The sequence below is a fragment of the Microbacterium sp. dk485 genome (assembly GCF_004570445.1).
In the GTDB taxonomy this organism is placed as follows: domain Bacteria; phylum Actinomycetota; class Actinomycetes; order Actinomycetales; family Microbacteriaceae; genus Microbacterium; species Microbacterium wangchenii.
This window is the reverse complement of the sequence record NZ_SPQW01000002.1, coordinates 1,070,893-1,086,775: the sequence shown is the minus strand read 5'-3', so window position 1 is coordinate 1,086,775 and position 15,883 is coordinate 1,070,893. Positions and strand designations below refer to the sequence as shown.

The following is a 15,883-nucleotide window of genomic DNA, read 5'->3' as shown; positions in this document are numbered from 1 at the left end:
GAACCGTCGTCCGACCGTGCTGATCGTCGCGGGGGTGGTGTGCGTCGCCGCCCTCGCGACGGTCTCGCTGTTCGTGGGCGTCGCCGAGCTCGACGCGTTCATCCTCTTCGCCAGCCGGGTTCCCCGCACGGTCGCGCTCATCCTGGCCGGCGCCGCCTTCGCCATCACGGGCCTGATCATGCAGCTGCTCACGCGCAACCGCTTCGTCGAGCCGGGCACCACGGGCGCGACGGATGCGGCGAGCCTCGCACTCCTCGCGGTCCTGCTCACGACACCGGGCCTGCCGCTGTGGGCCAAGGCGGTCGTGGCCTCCGTGGGTGCGCTGGCCGGGGTCGCCGGCTTCCTGGCGCTCGTGCGCCGCATCCCGTCACGCTCCAGCGTCCTCGTCCCGGTGGTCGGCCTCCTCTACGGCGCCGTCATCGGCGCGGTCACCACGTTCATCGCGTACCGCACGGACGCGCTGCAGGAGCTCCTCAGCTGGGGCGTGGGCGATTTCTCCACCGTGCTGCGCGGCCGCTACGAGATCCTCTTCCTCGCCGCCGCGGCGGCGGCGATCGCGTGGTTCGCCGCCGATCGCTTCACCCTCGCCGGCCTCGGGGAGGACACCGCGCGCGGGCTGGGGCTGCACACGCGCGGCGTGCTGGCCCTCGGCGTGGGCATCATCGCGGTGGTGACCGGCATCCTCATGGTCGTCACCGGTGCGCTGCCCTTCCTCGGCCTGATCGCCCCCAACATCGTCAGCCGCCTCATCGGAGACAACATGCGGCGTGCCGTGCCGCTGGTGGCGCTCCTGGGCGCTGCGCTCGTGCTCCTGTGCGACATCATCGGGCGCGTCGTGCGGTTCCCCTACGAGCTGCCCATCTCCGTCGTCATGGGCGTGGTCGGCGGCGTCGTGTTCCTGTGGATGTTGCTGGGCACCGCCCGCCCGGCCGACACGGCGGGCACCCGCCGCCGCACGCCCGCCCGTCGTCGACGCGAGGTCGTACGGTGAGGGCGGTTCTGCCGGGCCGGCGAGGGCTGCGGCGATGGACGAGCGGTCCGTGGCGCCTGGGGCTGCTGGTCGTCCTGGCCGTCGGGGTGACGGGCATCTACGTGCTCACCGATCTCCCCGGCGCGTGGGAGTACGCCCTGGGGCTGCGCGGCCGCACCGTCGCGGGCATGGCCCTCGCCGCCACCGCGGTGGGCGTGGCCACGGTGCTGTTCCAGACGATCACGGCCAACCGCATCCTCACCCCCGGGATCATGGGCTTCGACGCGGTGTTCCTGGCGATCCAGGTGGTGACCGCGTTCGTCCTCGGCCCCACCGTGCTGCTGGCGGCGCCCCCGCTGGCCTCCTGGCTCGTCGAACTCGTGCTCATGACCGTCGTGGTCGTGCTCCTGTACGGATGGCTCTTCCAGCGGCGCCGGCTCGACCTGCACGTCATCGTGCTCGTCGGGCTCGTGCTCGGAGTGCTGTTCCGCTCGGTCACCGCATTCCTGCAGCGCCTCCTCGATCCCGACACCTTCGCGATCGTGCAGGACCTCGTCTTCGCGAGCTTCACCGCCGTGGAGCGGGAGCTCCTCGCCCCCACCGCGGTGCTCGTGGTGTGCGCGCTGGCGTCGCTGTGGCCCATCCGCCGCGCGCTGGACGTCCTGTCGCTGGGGGAGGATCGCGCGATCTCCCTCGGGGTCGACCACCGTCGCACCGTCATGCACGTCGTGGTCGTGATCGCGGTGCTCGTGGCGGCCTCGACCGCGCTCGTGGGGCCGGTGACCTTCTTCGGCCTGCTGGTGGCGAACCTCGCCTACTCCGCCGTGGGCCATCGCCACTCCCGCAGCATCCCTGCGACGATCGCGATCGGGGTCATCGCGCTCGTCGGCGGCCAGCTGATCCTCGACCGCCTGCTGGGCTTCGGCACCGAACTGCCCGTCGTGATCGAATTCGTCGGCGGGATCTTCTTCCTCCTCCTCGTCCTCACCGGAAGGGCCCGCTGACATGATCACCACCGCATCCGTCGTCAAGCGCCACGGCGCGCTCGTCGCCGTGGACGACGTCACCCTCGACATCGGGACGGGGCTGACGGCGATCATCGGCCCCAACGGTGCGGGCAAGTCCACGCTCCTGGCGGCGATCGGCCGGCTGATCGGCACCGACGGGGGAGTCATCACGGTCGACGGCCGCGACGTCGCGACCACCCGCTCGCGTGAGATCGCCCGCCGGCTCGCGATCCTCCGGCAGGACAACCACCTCGCCATCCGCCTGAGCGTGGAAGACCTCGTGGCCTACGGCCGATTCCCCCACGGCGGATCGGGCCGTTCGCCGCAGGATCGCGTGCACGTCGAGTCGGCGATCGAGCTGCTGGATCTGCAGGCGGTGCGCACGCGCTTCCTCGACGAGCTGTCCGGCGGACAGCGCCAGCGCGCGTTCGTCGCGATGGCCCTCGCCCAGGACACCGACCACCTGCTGCTGGACGAGCCGCTGAACAACCTCGACCCCCGGCACGGCGTGAGCCTCATGAAGCTCATGCGCCGCCTCGCCTCCGAGCGCGACATGACGATCGTCGTCGTGCTGCACGACATCAACGTCGCCGCCTGCTACGCCGACGACATCGTGGCGATGCGCGACGGTGCCGTCGTGCACCACGGACCCGTGGATGACGTGATCACCGCGGAGCGGCTCGAGGCGCTCTATGACACGCCCGCGCACGTGGTGGAGCTCGACGGCCGCCGGGTCGTGCTGTGGGAATGATGCGCGGCCGCGAGGGCTGCACCCGATGGATGAGGATGGAACGATGACCGATGTGCACTCGGCAGCCTTCACGCTCGCGCGCCGCGGGCTCGACCTGCGGTTCCGCTCGGCGGTGCTCGCGCGGCGGGACTGGGTGACGGACGCGTACGTGCGCGTGCGCGTGGAGGGCGACGATCTGCGCGGCTTCGCCTCCCTCGGGTGCGATGACCACATGCGCCTGTTCTTCCCGGGCGGCCCCGTCGACACGGTCGAGCAGATGCGTGCCGCTCCCAGTCGCGAGTACACGCCGCTGGCCTGGGGCGAGGGATGGCTCGACGTGGAGTTCGCCATCCACGGCGCGGAGGGCGAGCGCGGCGTCGCGGCGGAGTGGGCCGCGTCCGCGCCGCTGGGAGCGCCGGTGGGCGTGGGTGGACCCCGCGGCTCGATGGTGCTGGAGGGCACGCCCGACGCGTGGTTCCTCGCCGGTGACGAGACCGCGGTGCCCGCGATGCGCCGCTTCGCCGCATCCATGCCGGCGGATGCCGTGGGCACGGTGCTGATCGAAGTGCCCGACGCCGCGCACGAGCTGCCCATCGACGCGCCCGCGGGTGTCTCCGTGTCGTACGTGCACCGGGGTGACGCCGTCGGCGGCACGGCGCTGGCGGCGCGACTGGACGCGATGGATGCCGCCGACCGCCCCGGCGGCGACGTGTTCGCGTTCATCGCCGCCGAGCAGGCGGTCGTGCGACCAGGGCGTGCCCTCGCGGTCGAGCGGTGGGGCCTGGACCCGGCCCGCATCGTCGTGAAGGGGTACTGGAAGCGCGGCGACGCCGCCTTCCACGCGCCGCACTGATCGCCGGCGCCGCATCGGCCCGCGCGGCAGCGTGCCGTCGTAGCGTGGGGGCATGGCAGCGCCTGGCAGGTTCGTCCGTCCGTCCGTGGTCCCGATGTCCTTCCGCGGGTCTGCCGCCGCCGGGGCGCTCGCGATCGTCCTGCTCACGGGCGGATGCGCCGCCGTCCCCGAGCGGGCAGCGCCCGCGCCGGTGACCGTGACGCCCGGCCCCGACCGCGAGGTCGTGGCGACACCGGCGGCGCACACCCGGCCCGGTGCCGAGCCGGCGGTGGTCGCGACCGGCCTGGATGCGCCGTGGTCGGTGGTGCCCCTGCCCGATGGCACGCAGCTGGTCAGTGAGCGCGACACGGCCGCGGTCGCCGAGATCCGCGCAGACGGGAGCGTGCGCGAGGTCGGGCGGATCCCCGGCGTCGTTCCCGGCGGGGAGGGCGGCCTGCACGGCCTGGCCGTCCGCGAGCAGGACGAGCAGACGTGGCTGTACGCCTACCACGGTGCCGAGACCGAGAACCGCGTCGTGCGGATGCCGCTGACCGGCGACGCCGGGAGCCGCGGGCTCGGGGCACCCGAGATGGTGCTGGACGGCATCCCGCGCGCGAGCACCCACAACGGCGGCCGCATCGCCTTCGGGCCCGACGGCTTCCTTTACGTCACCACCGGCGACGCGGGCCTGCGCGACGCCGCGCAGGATCCGGCATCCCTCGCGGGCAAGATCCTGCGTCTCACGGCGGAGGGGGAGGCAGCGCCGGGCAACCCGTTCGACAGCCGCGTGTACTCCCTCGGGCACCGCAACGTGCAGGGGATCGCGTGGACCGCCGACGGGCAGACGTGGGCGAGCGAGTTCGGGCAGAACACGTACGACGAGGTCAACCGGATCGTGGCCGGCGGCAACTACGGGTGGCCCGTGCACGAGGGGGTCGCCGGGGATGCGGCGTACGTCGACCCGATCCTCGCGTGGGAGCCGTCGGAGGCGAGCCCCAGCGGCCTCGCGGCCGCGGGGAGCACGGTGTTCGTCGCCGGGTTGCGCGGAGAGCGGGTGTGGATGCTCGACATCGCCGACGACGCGCTCGCGGGGAACACGGTGGCGCTGTGGACGGGGGAGTACGGGCGGATGCGGGATGCCGTCGTCGCCGGCGACGACCTGTGGCTGCTGACGAACAACACCGACGGCCGCGGATCGCCCGTCGACGGCGACGATCGCCTCCTGCGCGTGCCGCTGACGCAGGCTGAGGGGTGAGGGGCCCCAGCGCAACCCCCGGCGCGCGCCGGTGCCCGACTCCTACGCTGGGCGGATGCCGATGAGGACTCTGTGGCTCGTGCGCCACGGCGAGAGCGTGGGGAACGTGGCCGCGACGCGTGCCGAGCGGGAGGGACTGGAGCGGATCCCGCTGGACATCCGCGACGCCGACGTGCCGCTCTCGCCGACCGGGGAGGAGCAGGCCGTCGCGCTCGGGCGATGGCTGGACGAGCACCGCGACGACATCGCGGCGTACTGGGTGTCGCCGTACTTCCGCGCGCGGCAGACCCTCGCCCTCGCACTCGGGGACGAACCCGTCGTCGTCGGCGTGGACGAGCGCATCCGCGACCGGGAGCTGGGGATCCTCGACCTGCTCACCACGACCGGCGTCGCGCGGCTGCATCCGGAGGAGGCGCAGCGGCGACGACACCTCGGCAAGTTCTACCACCGCCCGCCCGGCGGGGAGTCGTGGGCGGATGTCGCGCTGCGGCTGCGCTCGTTCCTGCGCGATCTGATGTCGGGTCCGGAGGAATCGGCGCTCATCGTGGCGCACGACGCGATCGTCACCCTGATCACCTGCCTGCTGCGGAATCTGCAGGAGGAGGAGCTCCTCGACTTCGCCGCCGCCCATCCGGTGCTCAACGCCTCCGTCACGCGCCTGGATCTCAGCGACGGCCTGTGGGGCGTGACGGCGTTCGCGGATGTGAGTCACCTGCAGGAGGAGGGCGCCGACGTGACGGTGCATCCGGGCACGCCCGACGACGAGGGACCCGTGGGCACGCCCGACGACCCGGCGGTGGCACCCGATGCGAGGAGCGCCGATGTCCGACCGGAATGAGGCGGATGCGGCGCGCCGGCCGGAGACCGTCACCCCCGAGCGGCTGAGGGCGTGGGGGCTCCCCGACCCCGGCGACGACAAGAAGGCCCGCGGGGACGTCGTCGTGGTCGGCGGCTCCCGGCGCACTCCCGGCGGCGTGATGCTCGCAGGGGAGGCGGCGCTGCGCGTGGGCGCGGGGCGCCTCGGCGTCTTCGCGCCCGGGTCGATCGACGCCCAGCTGGGGGCGGTGCTGCCCGAGGCGGCGGTCTACGCGCTGCCCGACGACGCCTCCGACGCCTTCGACGACTCCGCCCGGAACACTCTCGCGCGCGCGGACGCCGTCCTCGTGGGCCCGGGCTTCGACGATGCCGACGAGACCCGGGACACGCTGCTGGCCATCGCCGACGCACGTCCGCGGTGCCTCGTGCTCGACGCGTACGCCCTCGGGGTGCTCCCCGGAATCGATCGGGGGCTCCTGCCCGACGCGCTCGTGCTCACCCCCAACCGGGACGAGCTGGCCATCCTTCGCGACGGCGAGCCCGGCGCCGACCTGCGCGATGATCTCGCCCCCGTCGTGGCGGAGGTCGCACAACGCTACCGCGCTGTCGTGACGTGCTACGACGTGGTGGCCGCGTCCGACGGCGCGACATGGCGGATCCACGGCGGCGGCCCTGGCCTTGCCACCTCGGGCAGCGGTGACGTCCTCTCCGGGGCGATCGCCGGTTTCGCCGCACGCGGCACCGGCCTCGCTCAGGCCGCTGTCTGGGGGAGCTGGGTGCATGCACGGGCCGGTGACCGCCTCACCGAGCGGCTGGGCCTGGGCTTCCTCGCCCGCGAGCTGGCAGCCGAACTCCCGCTCGCCCTGCGCGAGGTCTCCTGACGCTAGCGTGGAGGGGTGAGTGCACCTGTCGACCCCACGTCCACGTCCGCCTGGAGTCGCCTGAGCGCGGCGCGCGACTCTTTCACCCCTGATCTGCGGGGCTGGTTCGCCACCGACGCGGGCCGCGTGGAGAGGATGACGCACACGCTCGGCGACCTGCACGTGGATCTGTCGAAGAACCTCGTCACCGACGACATCCTCGCCTCCCTCGTTCAGCTGGCCGAGGAGACCGGCGTCGCCGAACGGTACGCCGACATGCTCCGCGGCGCGCACATCAACACCACCGAAGACCGTGCCGTGCTGCACACGGCTCTGCGCCGCCCCGCGGGGGCGAGCCCCGAACTGGTCGTCGACGGCCAGCACATCGACGCCGATGTGCACGAGGTGCTCGACCGGCTCACCGCGTTCGCCGACCGCGTGCGGATGGGGGAGTGGCGGGGGGTCACCGGCAAGAAGGTCACGCACGTCGTCAACATCGGCATCGGCGGGTCCGACCTCGGTCCTGTCATGGTCTACGAGGCGCTCAAGCCCCTGGCCGACGCGGGCATCGAGGCGCGCTTCGTCTCCAACATCGACCCGACCGACGTCGCTCAGAAGACGGCCGGCCTGGACCCGGAGACGACGCTGTTCATCGTCGCGTCCAAGACCTTCACGACGCTGGAGACCCTCACCAACGCCCGCCTCGCCCGCGAGTGGCTGTGGGCGCAGCTGGCCGAGGCCGGCGCGATCGACGACACCGACGCATCCCGCACCGACGCCGTCGCGCACCACTTCGTCGCCGTCTCCACCGCCTTGGACAAGGTCGCCGAGTTCGGGATCGACCCCGCCAACGCGTTCGGCTTCTGGGACTGGGTCGGCGGGCGCTACTCCGTCGACAGCGCGATCGGTCTCTCCCTGGCCATCACGCTCGGGCCCGATGCGTTCGGGGAACTGCTCGCCGGCTTCCACGCCGTCGACGAGCACGTGGCATCCATGCCCCTGGAGCGCAACGTGCCGGTGCTCATGGGCCTGCTGAACATCTGGTACACGAACTTCCTCGGCGCGCAGTCGCACGCCGTGCTGCCCTACGCGCAGCAGCTGCACCGGTTCCCGGCGTACCTGCAGCAGCTCACGATGGAATCCAACGGCAAGTCGGTGCGGTGGGACGGCACCCCAGTGACCACCGACACGGGAGAGGTGTTCTGGGGAGAGCCCGGCACGAACGGCCAGCACGCGTTCTATCAGCTGATCCACCAGGGAACGCGCCTGATCCCCGCCGACTTCATCGCGTTCGCCCAGCCCGCCTATCCGCTGCAGGACGACGGCCGCGACGTGCACGGACTGTTCCTGGCGAACTTCCTCGCACAGACCAAGGCTCTCGCGTTCGGCAAGACCGCCGAGGAGGTGGAGGCCGAGGGGACCACCGGGGCACTCGTGGCCGCCCGCACCTTCCCCGGCAACCGGCCGACCACGTCGATCTTCGGCCCGGCCCTCACCCCTTCCGTGCTGGGCCAGCTCATCGCGCTGTACGAGCACATCACCTTCACGCAGGGCATCGTGTGGGGCATCAACTCCTTCGACCAGTGGGGCGTCGAGCTGGGCAAGCAGCTCGCGCTGCAGATCGCGCCCGCGATCGAAGGGGATGCCGAGGCGCTGCAGGCGCAGGATGCCTCCACCCGCTCGCTCCTGGCGTACTACCGTTCCCAGCGGCCGTGAGCGGCGATGCACCGTCCCACTCCTGATCCCCCCGGTCCGGGGCAGGAATCGGTGTGGGACTATCCGCGTCCGCCACGCGTCGACCGCACCGCCCGGCGCGTGCGCATCGAACTCGGCGGCGACACGCTCGTCGACACGGATGACGTCGTGCGGGTGCTCGAGACGAGCCATCCGCCGGTGTACTACGTGCCGATCGACGCGTTCGGCCCCGGCACGCTCGCGCCGGCGGAAGGGTCGTCGTTCTGCGAGTACAAGGGCGCGGCACGCTACTTCGACGTCACCGGCGGCGGGCAGGTGCGCCGCGGCGCGGCGTGGTACTACCCGGAGCCGTCGGCGGGCTACGAGCTCCTCCGCGGCCGCGTCGCCGTGTACGCCGCGCCCATGGACCACTGCACGGTGGACGGCGTCGAGGTGGTGCCGCAGCCCGGTGGCTTCTACGGCGGCTGGATCACCCCCGACGTCGCGGGTCCGTTCAAGGGGACGCCCGGATCGATGGGCTGGTGACGCCGGTCGGGAACTGAGGTCGTACACGCGGCGCCCAGGCAACGCGGATGAACCGTCCAGACCAGCCGCGCAGACTCGGTGTGTGCCTCACCCGAAGAGGCACGCTCGCGCCCGACCCCGACTCGGCGCGCCCGCCGCACCCGGAGCGGCCGGTCGATCGACGGGACGCCGCCTGCCTGACCCGAACAGGCACGCGGCTGCGGCGCGCCCGCGATCCGAAGGGCCCTCTTTCCATGCGTTCCAGCTCCATGCATTCCAGCTCTCCGCACACATCCGCCCGTCGTCCCTCCCGTCGCCTCGTGGCCGGCGTCGGCGCCTGCCTGGGCACCGTGCTCGGCATCCTCGGCACGACGAATGTCGCCGCCGTCGCCGCCGAGAACGCGTCGGAAGGACCGATCGCCCCGCCCACGGCAGCAGTCCTCACGCCCGCGCTCACGGCCGACATCGACACCGTCGCCATCAGCGCCCCGGATGCGGCAGCCGCCCTCTCCGCCGCCCAGACGTCGCTGGAGTCGGCGGAAGACCTGCAGGCGGAGGTCACCGCATCCGGCCTCGAGCTGGAAGGTCAGCCGGCCATCGACACGACCGCGCTGAGCGACGCTGTCGAGCGACTCGAAGAGGCGACGTTCGTCCCCGTGCTGCTGTTCCCCGCCCTCGCCGAGGAGGCCGGCGCGCATGCGCAGGCCGTGGACGCCCGGACCGTGGAGGTCGCCCAGGCGCTGGAGGCGGCACGTGCCCGGAAGGCCGCCGAGGAGGCCGCCGCCGAGGCGCAGCGTCAGGCCGAGGCCGCGGCAGCCGCCGAAGCGCAGCGGCGGGCGGAGCTCCTGGCCGCGGTCAACACGCCCGCCGGTGCGCGCGCGTACGCGCAGCAGCTCGCGGCCGAGCGCTACGGGTGGGGCGGCGACCAGTTCTCCTGTCTCGTGTCGCTGTGGGAGAAGGAATCGAACTGGAACTACCAGGCGTACAACGCCTCCAGCGGGGCCACGGGCATCCCGCAGGCGCTGCCGGGCAGCAAGATGGCCGCCGCCGGCCCCGACTGGCAGACCAACGCCGCGACCCAGATCGCGTGGGGGCTGGACTACATCCAGCGGGCGTACGGGGCGCCGTGCAGCGCGTGGGGGCACTCCCAGGCCACGAACTGGTACTGAGCGGCGCGTCACGGTGCGGCGCGGCTGAGGCCTGAGCGCAGGAACTCCAGGGCGGTCTCGGCGGGCAGCGCCCGCCCGGCGTGATGGGCTCCGGTGCGCAGCAGATTCGCGATCCGGTCGGTCCGGAAGACGCGCCAGTCGCCACGGCCGAGGTCCCAGCCGAGGAGGTACCACGTGAGATCGATGCTCACCTGCCGGTGGGCCTCCACGCGCCGGGCACTCGGGCGGCCCCCGGCGTCGCGGTAGTCGAAGGCCACGATCTCTCCCGCGGCGATCGCCTCGGCGAGGGTGCCCAGCGTGCGGGCGGAGACCTCCGGCGCCGGCGCCCGCTCGGCCTCGATCGTGGTGCGCAGCGCCGCGGCCCGGGAGCGCAACCGTGCGGGCAGGAGCGTGTCGACCTTGCCGTAGGCGCGTCCGGCCGCATCCGCCAGTGCGCCCGGGTGTGCGGGCCCGGCGGCGGTGAGGGCGGCCAGGCCGATCACGACCGCGACGGCCTCGTCGTCTTCCAGGAGGAGCGGCGGCAGGCGCTGCCCCACGGCGAAGCGGTAGTGCCCGCCGGGGCCCGGCCGCGTCATGACGGGATACCCGTACGCGCGGAGCCGGTCCACATCCCGCCGCAGCGTGCGAGGGCTCACGCCCAGCCGCCGCGCGAGATCCTCGCCCGAGAACGAGCCCCCGCCCTGCAGGGTCGCCAGCAGGCGCAGCATCCGCTCGGTCACGTCGGCCACGGCGCCATCTTACGAATCGCGGTCAGGATGCGGCCACATCTGGTTCTAGCGTGGAGCCGTCCGCCGGCCGGCGGTGGAGGAGACACCGGAGAGGAGACCTGGACCGATGACCATCGGAGTGACGACGCCCAAGGGGCACGTGGGGCAGCACCTGCTGCGTCTGCTCGTGCAGGCCGGGGAGCGTCCGCGCGCGCTGCTGCGGGATCCGGCGACGCTGGAGGGCGACATCGCCGAGCATGTCGACACCGCGCGGATGGACGCGTGGGACGCGGACGCCGTGGCCGAGGCGACGCGCGGGCTGGAGGCGGTGTACTGGGTGAGTCCGACCGGCATGGACCGGGATCCGCTTGAGGCGCACGCGGTGGCCGCGCGGAACATCGCCGCGGCGGTCGAGGGGAACGGCATCCACCGGGTCGTGTTCCAATCCAGTGGGGGAGCCGAGAAGCGGCACGGCGTGGGCGAGATCGACGGACTGGCCGCCACCGAGGTCGCGCTGGAGGCGACGCGCGCGTCGGTGACCCACCTGCGCTGCGGCTACTTCTTCACCAACCTGCTCATGGACCTCGACTCCATCGGCGCCGGCGTGCTGACCACCGCGATGGACCTCGACCGCCCCCTGCCGTGGGTCGCGCCGGAGGACATCGCGGCGGTGGCAGCCGGCCGCCTGCTCTCGCGGAGCTGGTCGGGACGGCACGTCCTGGGCGTGCAGGGCCCGGAGGACCTCTCGTTCCGGGAGGTGGCCGGCGTCCTCGAGAGCGTCCTCGGACACCGCGTGGAGCCCCAGCAGGTGAGTGATGACGACGTGCGTGCACAACTGCGGGGCGTCGGGCTGCCCGATGCGCACGTGGAGGCCATCGTCCTGATGACGGCGGGCATCCGCGACGGGTACGTCCCCGAACAGCCGCGCTCGGTCCTCACCACGACACCGACGAGCCTGCGGGCATGGGCGGCGGCGAACCTGGCGTGACCCGGCGACCGCCGGTCACTGGCCGGCGTAGTCCCGCGACCAGCACACCTCGGGCTGGATGAGGAAGGCGACGAAGCCCGTGCGGATCTCGTACGGCGCGCCGGTGTAGCGTTCGGCGATGCGGTCGACGACCGCCATCGCCTCCTCGCCCTCGATGCGCTCGACGACGCGTCCGCGCACGAAGGCCATGTCCAGCGGCTGATCGGGGTGCGTGATCGAGAGGGCGATGCGCGGATCGCGCTGCAGGTCGACGTCCTTACGGGAGCCTTCCTGCGTGAAGAACGCGAGCCGGTCGCCCTCCACGCCGACCCACACCGGGACGGAATGGGGCGCGCCGTCGGGCAGCAGCGTCGCGACGTGAGCGACGGCGGTGCGTTCGAAGTAGGGGCGGACGTCGTTCCAGGTCTGGGCCATACGCCCAGGCTAGGCGTGCCCGCTGCGGCCGGGGTAGGCGCCCGCGGGCCACAGCGCTAGATTGCCGCCATGAAGAGCCGCATCACGGCGGTCGTCGTCGCGTGCCTGCTCCTGACCGGTTGCGCGGCGCAGCCGAGCCCCTCTCCCTCGCCCACCGCTGCGTCGGCGGCATCCACTCCGTCCCCCACGCCGACCCCGACGCCCACCCCGACGGCCGCACCGGTCGTGGTGATGACGCTGGACGGGTTCGCCGACCCGACAGGCGGAACAGGCGCCTCCTTCGAGCGCGGTGAAGAGGTCGTGACCTTCGTCGGCGGACTCGTCGGTGCGGCCCCCGTCGTCACCGACATCGAGGATCCGTGGGGCAATGGCACCAGTTGGGGTACGCGCTACGAGTGGGACGGCGTTGCCGTGAGCGACTTCCCCGAGATGGGAGCCAGCGTCTGGGTTCGCTCGGCGTTCGTGGGTGGGCACCGCGTCGAGACCGCGGAGGGGATCGCGGTCGGTTCCACGCGCGCCGAGGCCGTGGCCGCCGGCGCCTGGGACATCTGGGACGAGGACGGCGACGGAACGGCCGAGCATCTGGGCATCGGTTCGCAGGAGGTCCCCGGCACGACCTCCCTGAGCAATCCGGGGGCCGTGGGCGTCGAGTTCGTGGTGCTGGTGCTGGACGGTGACGTGGTCACAGAGCTCCAGGCTCCCGCGAACGACTTCAGCGACATCTGACCGCACCTGGCAGTTCTCCGAGTGCCCTTCTGATCCGGTGGTGAGCGATATATCGTTACGTATCGCCGAGCCGACCGGGCTCGGGCTACGGAGGTCATCATGAGCGGTTCATTCCTGGGCGACGGGTTCGCGGGATTCGGCGGCCCCGGCCGCGGCGGAGAAGGCGGGTCGGGCAGCGCCGGCCCCGGAGCGGGCTGGCCGGCGACGGGCATCTGGGACGCGATGGAGCAGTTGCGAAACGCCTTCATGCCGAAGCAGCCGAGCACGCGCATGGGGCGCGGAGACGTCCGCGCCGCCGTGCTGTCGCTGCTGGCCGAACGCCCCATGCACGGGTACCAGATCATCTCGGAGATCGAGGAGCGCAGCGGCGGGACGTGGAAGCCCAGCCCCGGCTCGGTGTACCCGACGCTCCAGCTGCTGGCGGATGAGGGACTCATCGAGGCTGAGGAGTCGGGCGGACGCAAGACGTACGCGCTCACGGAGGCAGGCCGTCAGGTCGCCGCTGCCGAGGGGGCGACGCCGTGGGAGAGCTCGGGCTCGCGCGACACCGGTCGGCATTCGGCGCTGACGAAGTCGGGCATCGACCTCGCGCAGGCCGTCGCGCAGGTGGGCCGCTCGGGCAGCTCGGACCAGATCCGGGAAGCCGTGAGCGTGCTGGATGAGGCGCGCCGGAAGATCTTCTCCATCCTCGCGCGGGACTGACCGCGTGCCCGCAGCGCGTCGGCGGCGGGATGGGTCGGCGACCGACGTCTACGCGATGCGCGCGCGGTACCGCCGCATCACGCGGTTCGCCGCGCGCTACCTCGTGCAGTCGTGGTGGTTCGAGCTGTTCCTCCCGCGGCTCGGGCTGGGCGGGCTGGCGGCGCGCGGGCGGGCAACCCGGCTGCGCCGCATCGCCGAGCGCTTCCACGTGCTCGCGGTCGATCTGGGCGGTCTCATGATCAAGGTGGGGCAGTTCCTGTCGTCACGCCTGGACGTGCTGCCGCCGGAGATCACGACCGAGCTGCAGGGCCTCCAGGACGAGGTGCCGCCCGTGCCGTTCGCCGAGATCCGAGCACTGGCGGAGAGGGAGCTGGGCGTTCCGCTGGACCGCGCCTTCGCGTTCGTGGACCCGGACCCGCTGGCGGCGGCATCCCTCGGGCAGGCCCACCGGGCGCGGCTCGCAGAGCCGGACGCCGGGGACACCGGGCTCTCGGACGTGGTCCTGAAGGTGCAGCGGCCGGGGATCGACGCTGTCATCGACGTCGATCTCCGCGCGCTCCGCCGCGTCGCCGCGTGGCTCACCCGCGTGCGCGTCGTCGCCGACCGCGTGGACGTCCCCGCGCTCGTGGAGGAGTTCGCGAACACGAGCCTGGAGGAGATCGACTATCTGCACGAGGCGGCGAATGCCGAGCGCTTCGCGGCCGGGTTCGCCGGCGATCCGCGCGTGGCGGTGCCCGAGGTCGTGTGGGAGCGGACGACGCGGCGCGTGCTGACGCTGCAGGATGTCACGGCGATCAAGATCAGCGACCTCGACGGTCTGCGCGCGGCGGGGATCGATCCGGCCCAGGTGGCCGCCGGGTTCGCCGCGGTGATGTTCGACCAGCTGTTCGTGCACGGGTTCTTCCACGCCGACCCGCACCCCGGCAACATCTTCGTCACCCCGCTGACCCCGCCCGATGTGCGGGGGCCGGGGTCCGCTGACGACCTCGGCAGCGCGGCGGGGCGTCCGTGGCGCCTCACGTTCATCGACTTCGGCATGATGGGCGAAGTGCCCGACGGCCTCCGTCGGGGCCTGCGTCGCGTGCTCATCGCGGCGGCCACCCGAAACGGCAAGGGGCTGGTCGACGGCATCCGCGACGTGGGTGTGCTGCTGCCCAGCGCCGACACGGCCGAACTCGAACGTGCGATGACCCAGCTGTTCGCCCGGTTCGGCGGCATGGGCTTCGCCGAGCTGCAGGAGGTCGATCCCCGTGAGTTCCGCGCGTTCGCCGTCGAGTTCGGCGACACCGTCCGCGCGCTGCCGTTCCAGCTGCCGGAGAACTTCCTCCTCATCATCCGCGCGATGTCGCTGACCTCGGGCATGTGCAGCGCGCTGGACCCCGCGTTCAACATCTGGGATGCCGTCGAGCCCTACGCCAACCGGCTCATCCAGGAGGAGCGGGGCGGGCTCGCCCAGGCCGCCATGACGGAGGCGGCCGACTACGCCGGCCTCGTCGCGCGGCTTCCCCGCCGGCTCGACGAGCTCGCGTCGCGCATCGAGGACGGGCGGCTCACGGCCCAGGTGCCGAGACTGGAGCGGCGCCTGCGCGCACTCGAACGCCTCGGCCGGCGGGTGCTGGCCGCAGTGCTGTTCGCCGCGCTCCTGATCGGCGGCGTGCTGCTGCGCCCGGATGCGGCGGTCTTCGGCTCCGTCCTCATCGTCGTCTCGGTCCTCCCGCTGCTGTACGCGGTGCTCGCCGGCTTCATCGGCCGGCGCGGGATGGACTGACCCGGCGCAGAAGGGAGGGACCACCCTCTGGCGGCCCCTCCCTCGTGCGTGCGCTCCCGTGCGTCAGGTCGCGTACTCGATCACCATGGTCTTCGCCCCGCCCCCGAACGGGTCACCCGGGTCGGGGGTGCGGAACGTGAGCTGGCCGAGCGTGGTGGATCCGGCGTAGGTCGTCACCGCGGTGTTGGGTGCGAAGGTCAGGTACCCGTCCGGGCACAGCGTGCCGCCGCCCTGGTTGAAGCCGATGTTCGAGGTGGAGCCGACATCGAAGAAGCCGAGGCAGTCACCCCGCGGCATGCTCTTGGGACGCACCACGATCGAGCCCAGCGTCGCCTGTGTGGCGGAGGTGCGCTGCCAGGTCGTGGTGACGGTGATCTCGAAGGTCTCCCCATACGCGTCGACGAAGGACACGTCATTGGTGGCCGACTGGACCGGCGCGATGTCGGCGAGGTCCACCGAGGCGGTTTCGGCCGCCGTCGCCGGTGCCGCTCCGGCCGCGCCGAAGCCGAGTGCGAGGGCGGATGCTGCGGCCAGAGCCGAGATCTTCTTCTTCGCCGTGTTCTTCATGAGTCCTCCCCTTTCGTTCGGTCGCACCGTGTGGGCGGCCGTTCTGATTCGGACTGGACACCGAACGTAGGGGGCTCCCGGCGGGCTGCGCGGGCAGATGAGACTGTGCTCACGGTCTTCTCACACCCCGTGGGAGCGCTTCGAGCGCGCCACCCCGCGGTGTTCGAGGGTAT

17 protein-coding genes are annotated in these 15,883 nt (G+C 72.5%); 14 read left to right on the top strand and 3 right to left on the bottom strand.

The features are described 5' to 3' along the window. Positions 1 to 16 precede the first annotated feature (16 nt). The 10 genes from E4V99_RS16085 (at position 17) to E4V99_RS16040 (ending at position 9,838) form a co-directional block, all read left to right on the top strand. Positions 17 to 991, top strand: a complete 975-nt coding sequence (locus E4V99_RS16085; protein WP_240742858.1) for an iron chelate uptake ABC transporter family permease subunit — start codon at positions 17 to 19, stop codon at positions 989 to 991. Next, positions 988 to 1,974 carry an iron chelate uptake ABC transporter family permease subunit gene (locus E4V99_RS16080; RefSeq protein WP_135065590.1) on the top strand — a complete coding sequence of 329 codons (987 nt, stop codon included), beginning with the start codon at positions 988 to 990 and terminating at the stop codon, positions 1,972 to 1,974. The genes E4V99_RS16085 and E4V99_RS16080 overlap by 4 nt, the downstream gene beginning before the upstream one ends. A 1-nt stretch (position 1,975) precedes the next feature. Then, positions 1,976 to 2,728, top strand: a complete 753-nt coding sequence (locus tag E4V99_RS16075) for an ATP-binding cassette domain-containing protein (RefSeq protein WP_135117832.1) — start codon at positions 1,976 to 1,978, stop codon at positions 2,726 to 2,728. Positions 2,729 to 2,771: 43 nt separating this feature from the next. Then, on the top strand, positions 2,772 to 3,560 hold the full coding sequence (locus E4V99_RS16070; protein ID WP_135117831.1) for a siderophore-interacting protein: 789 nt from the start codon (positions 2,772 to 2,774) through the stop codon (positions 3,558 to 3,560). Positions 3,561 to 3,612: 52 nt separating this feature from the next. Continuing rightward, on the top strand, positions 3,613 to 4,794 hold the full coding sequence (locus E4V99_RS16065) for a PQQ-dependent sugar dehydrogenase (RefSeq protein WP_245233217.1): 1,182 nt from the start codon (positions 3,613 to 3,615) through the stop codon (positions 4,792 to 4,794). 55 nt (positions 4,795 to 4,849) lie between these two features. After that, positions 4,850 to 5,632, top strand: coding sequence for a histidine phosphatase family protein (locus tag E4V99_RS16060; protein WP_135065599.1), 783 nt, complete (start codon positions 4,850 to 4,852; stop codon positions 5,630 to 5,632). After that, a complete protein-coding gene (locus E4V99_RS16055; RefSeq protein WP_135065601.1) occupies positions 5,616 to 6,491 on the top strand; it encodes an NAD(P)H-hydrate dehydratase in 876 nt (291 codons plus the stop codon). Before E4V99_RS16060 ends, E4V99_RS16055 begins: the two co-directional genes overlap by 17 nt. A 15-nt stretch (positions 6,492 to 6,506) precedes the next feature. Then, positions 6,507 to 8,186 (top strand): glucose-6-phosphate isomerase, encoded by a 1,680-nt coding sequence (gene pgi / locus E4V99_RS16050; RefSeq protein ID WP_135065604.1) that lies wholly within the window; start codon positions 6,507 to 6,509, stop codon positions 8,184 to 8,186. Positions 8,187 to 8,192: 6 nt separating this feature from the next. Further along, positions 8,193 to 8,690, top strand: a complete 498-nt coding sequence (locus E4V99_RS16045; protein WP_135117830.1) for a DUF427 domain-containing protein — start codon at positions 8,193 to 8,195, stop codon at positions 8,688 to 8,690. 299 nt (positions 8,691 to 8,989) lie between these two features. Beyond that, entirely contained in the window at positions 8,990 to 9,838 is an 849-nt protein-coding gene (locus tag E4V99_RS16040; RefSeq protein ID WP_245233216.1) for a phospholipase, read from the top strand. 8 nt (positions 9,839 to 9,846) lie between these two features. Here E4V99_RS16040 and E4V99_RS16035 read toward each other — a convergent pair whose 3' ends face one another. Next, the gene (locus tag E4V99_RS16035; RefSeq protein WP_135117828.1) at positions 9,847 to 10,566 is read right to left on the bottom strand and encodes a WYL domain-containing protein; all 720 of its coding nucleotides are present in this window, start codon (positions 10,564 to 10,566) and stop codon (positions 9,847 to 9,849) included. Positions 10,567 to 10,672: 106 nt separating this feature from the next. Here E4V99_RS16035 and E4V99_RS16030 point away from each other — a divergent pair, with 106 nt between their 5' ends. Further along, complete coding sequence (locus tag E4V99_RS16030) at positions 10,673 to 11,533, top strand: NAD(P)H-binding protein (protein ID WP_135117827.1); 861 nt, start codon at positions 10,673 to 10,675, stop codon at positions 11,531 to 11,533. Between the two features lie 15 nt (positions 11,534 to 11,548). Here E4V99_RS16030 and E4V99_RS16025 read toward each other — a convergent pair whose 3' ends face one another. Continuing rightward, on the bottom strand, positions 11,549 to 11,947 hold the full coding sequence (locus E4V99_RS16025; RefSeq protein WP_135065619.1) for a TIGR03618 family F420-dependent PPOX class oxidoreductase: 399 nt from the start codon (positions 11,945 to 11,947) through the stop codon (positions 11,549 to 11,551). Between the two features lie 69 nt (positions 11,948 to 12,016). Between E4V99_RS16025 and E4V99_RS16020 the strand changes: the two genes are divergently transcribed. From E4V99_RS16020 to E4V99_RS16010, 3 genes are all read left to right on the top strand, one after another. Beyond that, the gene (locus E4V99_RS16020) at positions 12,017 to 12,673 is read left to right on the top strand and encodes a hypothetical protein (protein ID WP_135117826.1); all 657 of its coding nucleotides are present in this window, start codon (positions 12,017 to 12,019) and stop codon (positions 12,671 to 12,673) included. A 99-nt stretch (positions 12,674 to 12,772) separates the two neighbouring features. Beyond that, positions 12,773 to 13,375 carry a PadR family transcriptional regulator gene (locus E4V99_RS16015; RefSeq protein WP_135065625.1) on the top strand — a complete coding sequence of 201 codons (603 nt, stop codon included), beginning with the start codon at positions 12,773 to 12,775 and terminating at the stop codon, positions 13,373 to 13,375. A 55-nt stretch (positions 13,376 to 13,430) separates the two neighbouring features. Beyond that, positions 13,431 to 15,143: an AarF/UbiB family protein gene (locus tag E4V99_RS16010; protein ID WP_135117991.1), complete on the top strand. Its 1,713-nt coding sequence runs from the start codon at positions 13,431 to 13,433 to the stop codon at positions 15,141 to 15,143. 63 nt (positions 15,144 to 15,206) lie between these two features. Here the strand turns inward: E4V99_RS16010 and E4V99_RS16005 are convergent, their stop codons facing one another. Then, positions 15,207 to 15,710 (bottom strand): hypothetical protein, encoded by a 504-nt coding sequence (locus E4V99_RS16005; RefSeq protein ID WP_135065628.1) that lies wholly within the window; start codon positions 15,708 to 15,710, stop codon positions 15,207 to 15,209. Between the last annotated feature and the right edge of the window lie 173 nt (positions 15,711 to 15,883).

Bases quoted from the DNA above. Each gene is read 5' to 3' on its own strand.
- E4V99_RS16075 (WP_135117832.1), top strand. From the start codon at position 1,976: ATGATCACCACCGCATCCGTCGTCAAGCGCCACGGCGCGCTCGTCGCC.
- E4V99_RS16070 (WP_135117831.1), top strand. From the start codon at position 2,772: ATGACCGATGTGCACTCGGCAGCCTTCACGCTCGCGCGCCGCGGGCTC.
- E4V99_RS16065 (WP_245233217.1), top strand. From the start codon at position 3,613: ATGGCAGCGCCTGGCAGGTTCGTCCGTCCGTCCGTGGTCCCGATGTCC.
- E4V99_RS16060 (WP_135065599.1), top strand. From the start codon at position 4,850: ATGCCGATGAGGACTCTGTGGCTCGTGCGCCACGGCGAGAGCGTGGGG.
- E4V99_RS16055 (WP_135065601.1), top strand. From the start codon at position 5,616: ATGTCCGACCGGAATGAGGCGGATGCGGCGCGCCGGCCGGAGACCGTC.
- E4V99_RS16045 (WP_135117830.1), top strand. From the start codon at position 8,193: ATGCACCGTCCCACTCCTGATCCCCCCGGTCCGGGGCAGGAATCGGTG.
- E4V99_RS16030 (WP_135117827.1), top strand. From the start codon at position 10,673: ATGACCATCGGAGTGACGACGCCCAAGGGGCACGTGGGGCAGCACCTG.
- E4V99_RS16025 (WP_135065619.1), bottom strand. From the start codon at position 11,947: ATGGCCCAGACCTGGAACGACGTCCGCCCCTACTTCGAACGCACCGCC.
- E4V99_RS16020 (WP_135117826.1), top strand. From the start codon at position 12,017: ATGAAGAGCCGCATCACGGCGGTCGTCGTCGCGTGCCTGCTCCTGACC.
- E4V99_RS16015 (WP_135065625.1), top strand. From the start codon at position 12,773: ATGAGCGGTTCATTCCTGGGCGACGGGTTCGCGGGATTCGGCGGCCCC.
- E4V99_RS16010 (WP_135117991.1), top strand. From the start codon at position 13,431: ATGCGCGCGCGGTACCGCCGCATCACGCGGTTCGCCGCGCGCTACCTC.
- E4V99_RS16005 (WP_135065628.1), bottom strand. From the start codon at position 15,710: ATGAAGAACACGGCGAAGAAGAAGATCTCGGCTCTGGCCGCAGCATCC.